The 4,081-nt window shown below is 66.9% G+C and carries 3 protein-coding genes and 1 CRISPR repeat array; all 3 genes read left to right on the top strand.

Going from position 1 to position 4,081, the window contains the following annotated elements:
• The coding region (locus HMPREF0975_RS11195) for a zinc-dependent metalloprotease (RefSeq protein ID WP_009234291.1) at nucleotides 1-779 on the top strand (779 nt) is incomplete at its 5' end.
• 162 nt (nucleotides 780-941) lie between these two features.
• Entirely contained in the window at nucleotides 942-1,496 is a 555-nt protein-coding gene (gene hpt, locus HMPREF0975_RS11190; protein ID WP_009234290.1) for a hypoxanthine phosphoribosyltransferase, read from the top strand.
• 216 nt (nucleotides 1,497-1,712) lie between these two features.
• Nucleotides 1,713-3,020, top strand: a complete 1,308-nt coding sequence (locus HMPREF0975_RS11185; protein ID WP_009234289.1) for a hypothetical protein — start codon at nucleotides 1,713-1,715, stop codon at nucleotides 3,018-3,020.
• A 485-nt stretch (nucleotides 3,021-3,505) separates the two neighbouring features.
• A CRISPR array of direct repeats spans nucleotides 3,506-3,891; the repeat unit is 33 nt; unit sequence TTAATGCACCTTCTGGTGCTGGGTGCTTTCTGA.
• Between the last annotated feature and the right edge of the window lie 190 nt (nucleotides 3,892-4,081).

The following is a 4,081-nucleotide window of genomic DNA, read 5'->3' as shown; positions in this document are numbered from 1 at the left end:
CCGACGCCTCGATCGGGGCGGGAGCCGGCCGCTCCGGCGGCGAGGAGCCCGGCGGCGAGCGGACCGGCGAGGTGTCGGCGGAAGGAGGGCGGCGGCCCTCATCGTCCCCGCACCTGCTGCTCGTGGCCCCCAACGTGCTGGCGATGCGCCGCCAGCTGGACCTGGACATGCTCGACCTACCCGCCTGGGTCTGCCTGCACGAGACCACCCATGCCGTCCAACTCATGGCCGCTCCCTGGCTCGGCTCCTACCTGGCCGACTCCATGCGCACGGTCATCGGCGCCGTCGTCGAGGCCGTCTACGGGGGTGCGGGATCAGGGGAGCGCGGGCCCAGACCGCGGCGTGGGAGCATGGTGCGCATCGCGGCGCGCGCCGGGCGGGGGCGAGTGCTCGAGGGCCTGACGAACCTCAGAGAGCGCTCGGAGGTCGCCTCGCTGGCGGCCGCGCTCACCTTCCTGGAGGGGCATGCCGAGGTGGTTCTGGACGACGTGCGGCCCAACCGGATGCCCTCAGTGCACCGTCTGCGTGCAGTCCTGTCCCGCAGTCGGGCGGTCGACGGCGGTATCGGCCCCGGGCCCGGCCTGGGCGCGCTCCTGCTGCACCGGCTCATGGGCCTGGAGGCCAAGGAGGCCCAGTACGCCGACGGTGCCGCCTTCGTGCGCAGCGTCGTGGCGCGCATCGGGCACGAGGGGCTCAACGTCGTGTGGACCGACCCCGCGCTGCTGCCCACCCCGGCCGAGATCGCCCGCCCCGACGTGTGGGTGCGCCGCGTGAGCTGACCGCACCGCCCCTCCTCCGTCTCCTCGTGGATGAAGGGAGTGGCGTGAAGTGCCTGGCTGGGTCCGGTGTGGCAGGCTTGTGGGGTCGACGCGGACCGGTGGCCTTCCCCAGGCCCCGGCGACTCCGCGAAGCCATGACGACGCATCAGGAGGACGGGGCGGATGGACGCCACGGATATGGGATCGGACCTTCAGCAGGTACTCATCACCGAGGAGCAGATAGGGCAGCGCCTCGATGAGATGGCCGCCCAGATCGACGCCGACTACGCGGGCCGCGACCCCCTGCTCGTGGGGGTGCTCAAGGGAGCCGTCTTCGTCATGGCGGATTTGTCTCGCCGGCTGCACATGAGCGTGCCGATGGACTGGATGGCCGTGTCCTCCTACGGCTCGGGAACCAAGTCCTCCGGGGTGGTGCGCATCCTCAAGGACCTGGACACCGACGTCACCGGCCGTGACATTCTCATCGTCGAGGACATCATCGACTCCGGCCTGACCCTGTCCTGGCTGCTGGGCAACCTGTCCTCCCGGGGCGCGGCCTCGGTGGAGATCGCCACACTCCTGCGCAAGCCCGGCGCCGCCAAGGTCGAGGTGGACGTCAAGTACGTCGGCTTCGATATTCCTACGGAGTTCGTCGTCGGCTACGGACTGGACTATGCCGAGCGGTACCGCAACCTGCCGTTCATCGGTACGTTGAGGCCCGAGGTCTACGGAGGTTGACTGACGCAGGTCAACCTTGACAAAACCTGAGGGCAAAACGGGAGAATCAAGGGTAGACCGGTTGAAGCGCCGCCTACGGGCGGTGATTCCGAGGCCTATGACCTGCGCCCTGACCCCTTTTACAGGTGGTCGGAGCCGTGTACGTTACGTTACGATAACGAGTGCAGATCGCCGACGGATACCCCATCCCGGCGGGTGGAAGTGGAAGGACTCCTGGTGACGGTGAAGAAGGCTGTGCGTCGACGCGTCCCGAGGCTGGTCGGCCTCGCGGGTGCGGTGGTGCTGGCGTCCTCGCTGAGCACGCCCATGATGATCCCGGCGGCGGCCGAGCCGGCCGCGGACCCCACTTTTAATACGGTTGCCGAGATGGCGCAGGCCACCGCCGCCGCCGGCAGCACCCTCACCACCCTCGGTGACGAGGTCCCGGGCGATGGCGGCGGACTGGTCTACACCGTTGAGAGCACGAGTCCCGCCGGCGCGCTGGGGGCCGTTTCGGTCATGCTGGCCGACGGCCAGTGGGCCGTGCCGAAGACGCTTCCGGTCGCCCCGACCGTGGCCTCGGACGGTGCCGCCGCCAGTGATGTGGTGGCCCGGGCGCAGTCCTTCGCCGACGCCGGAGGGGCTCTGGTCGTGGACCCGTCCCGTCCCACGCCGTTGTCGGGCGCGAATGTCCACGCCGGTGGTTCCGGCCCGTACCCGATCAGCTCGTCGGCTCTGGTGGGCATGGTGCTCTCCGGCTGGGACTACTCGCACACTACTTACGTGGCTGACCAGAACACCCCGGTGGGGTACCGGGCCGACGTCGAGCAGGACCTCAGCGGGGCCTGGAAGCCGGACGACCTGGCGGGCTGGTTCAACTCCCAGAACCACCTGTGGCTGAACACGAACGGCGCCATCAACCCGGGGGACATCGTCTTCTTCTCCAACCCGCTGACCGCGGGGCAGAGCGGTTCCGGCTCGGCTCCCGCCCAGTCCACGGTGTTCGGGAACATCTACGACGTCGGCATCTACATGGGGGACAACAAGGTCATCCGGGCCTCGTCCGGTGGTGTCCAGGTTGAGGAGCTTGACGCCCAGAAGGCGGCGGATCTCTCCCTGGTGGCGCGCCCGCTGTGGTCCGCGCCCGAGGGCGGTGCGGCCGCCCCGGATCAGCAGCAGGCGGGCAGTGGCGCCGGTGGAGGTTCGACGCCGGCCCCGGATGGTTCGTCGTCGGCCTCGTCCCAGCAGAGCGCGCAGGCTCCTGCGGCGGGGGCGCCTTCCGTCAACGGCGGTACGGTACCGGACGGCTCTGGTCCCGGTTCGCAGTCTTCGAACGGGACCGGCCATGACGAACGCAATGAGGTCGTGGTGGGCGCCAGCAGCAGCCAGGACAGCAAGGGGCGCACGAGCGCCGCTGAGCGGTCCTCGGCCAAGAGCGCCCGGGAGCGGTGGCTGCCGGTGACCGGTGTGGCGATCGGCGTGCTGTCGACGGCGGCGATCCTGCTGTCCTGCGGCCTGATCGTCCTGCGTCTGCGCCGCGGCTGAAGCCGGGCTGGTGCGGGGCCTGGCGTTGGCCTGCCCGGTGTGCTGACGGCGCTCGTGAGCGAGCGACAAGTGGGCGCGAGGGGGCGGTCGCCGAGTTTCTCGGCGCCGCCCATGTTTTTAGCGCCTGATGGCCGGGCTCCCTGCGGTATGGCCGTTTCGGCTGCATGACGCTTGCTGGAATCTTGTGAGGTCACCTGGCGCGAATCCACCTGAGATCAACGCGTGCATGGTGCTTGCCGTCAACGGATTTGTGGTCGTCCCTGCTGTTGTCCTGCGGCGCACGAGTGGTTCGGTGTCCATGTAGCGGACATGGCCGAGGCTACCGGCGATGTGGTGGGCGGAAAACCGCGAAGTTCTGCGGTTCTCGCTCGGCTCCCGATACCTCCATAAGGTTCATGTCCGTTGAGTGGACACCGATCTCCGCTCATCTGCTGGCCTTGTTGGCAACTGACGATGGCGTCAACGGCGGAGGTTATCCCTCGGTTTTAATGCACCTTCTGGTGCGAGGTGCTTTCTGACTCAGACGCTCGCAAAACCACAGCAACAGCACTGGCGTCTTAATGCACCTTCTGGTGCTGGGTGCTTTCTGACGAGCTCTACGCAACCGTAGAATTCCAAAAAATGTCTTAATGCACCTTCTGGTGCGGGGTGCCTTCTGACGGGATGCCCTTCAGGCAGCCCGCGCTGGCGTTGCTGTCTTAATGCACCTTCTGGTGCTGGGTGCTTTCTGACATCAATTCCGTTCTTTATCTGGGCCGTTGCATGGTTTTAATGCACCTTCTGGTGCTGGGTGCTTTCTGATCCGACCGCTACCACAGACGGTCAAGAGTTCATCGTTTTAATGCACCTTCTGGTGCGAGGTGCTTTCTGACTCGGGGCCGGTGGCGCCTCCTGGTGTGGAGAGCAAGGTCTTAATGCACCTTCTGGTGCGACGGTGCTTTCTGACGAGAGGACCTCGTGGAGTCTCGTGACGACCAGTCTTAATGCACCTTCTGGTGCGAGGTGCTTTCTGACAAAACTTCAGCTGCAACTACATCGGCCCGCTCTATCAGTCTTAATGC

Origin of the sequence: Actinomyces sp. oral taxon 849 str. F0330, assembly GCF_000239715.1 — a bacterium.
Taxonomy (GTDB): Bacteria; Actinomycetota; Actinomycetes; order Actinomycetales; family Actinomycetaceae; genus Actinomyces; species Actinomyces johnsonii.
Note: the sequence above shows the minus strand (reverse complement) of the source record. Positions and strands in the feature narration are given on the sequence as shown.

Bases quoted from the DNA above. Each gene is read 5' to 3' on its own strand.
- hpt (WP_009234290.1), top strand. From the start codon at position 942: ATGGACGCCACGGATATGGGATCGGACCTTCAGCAGGTACTCATCACC.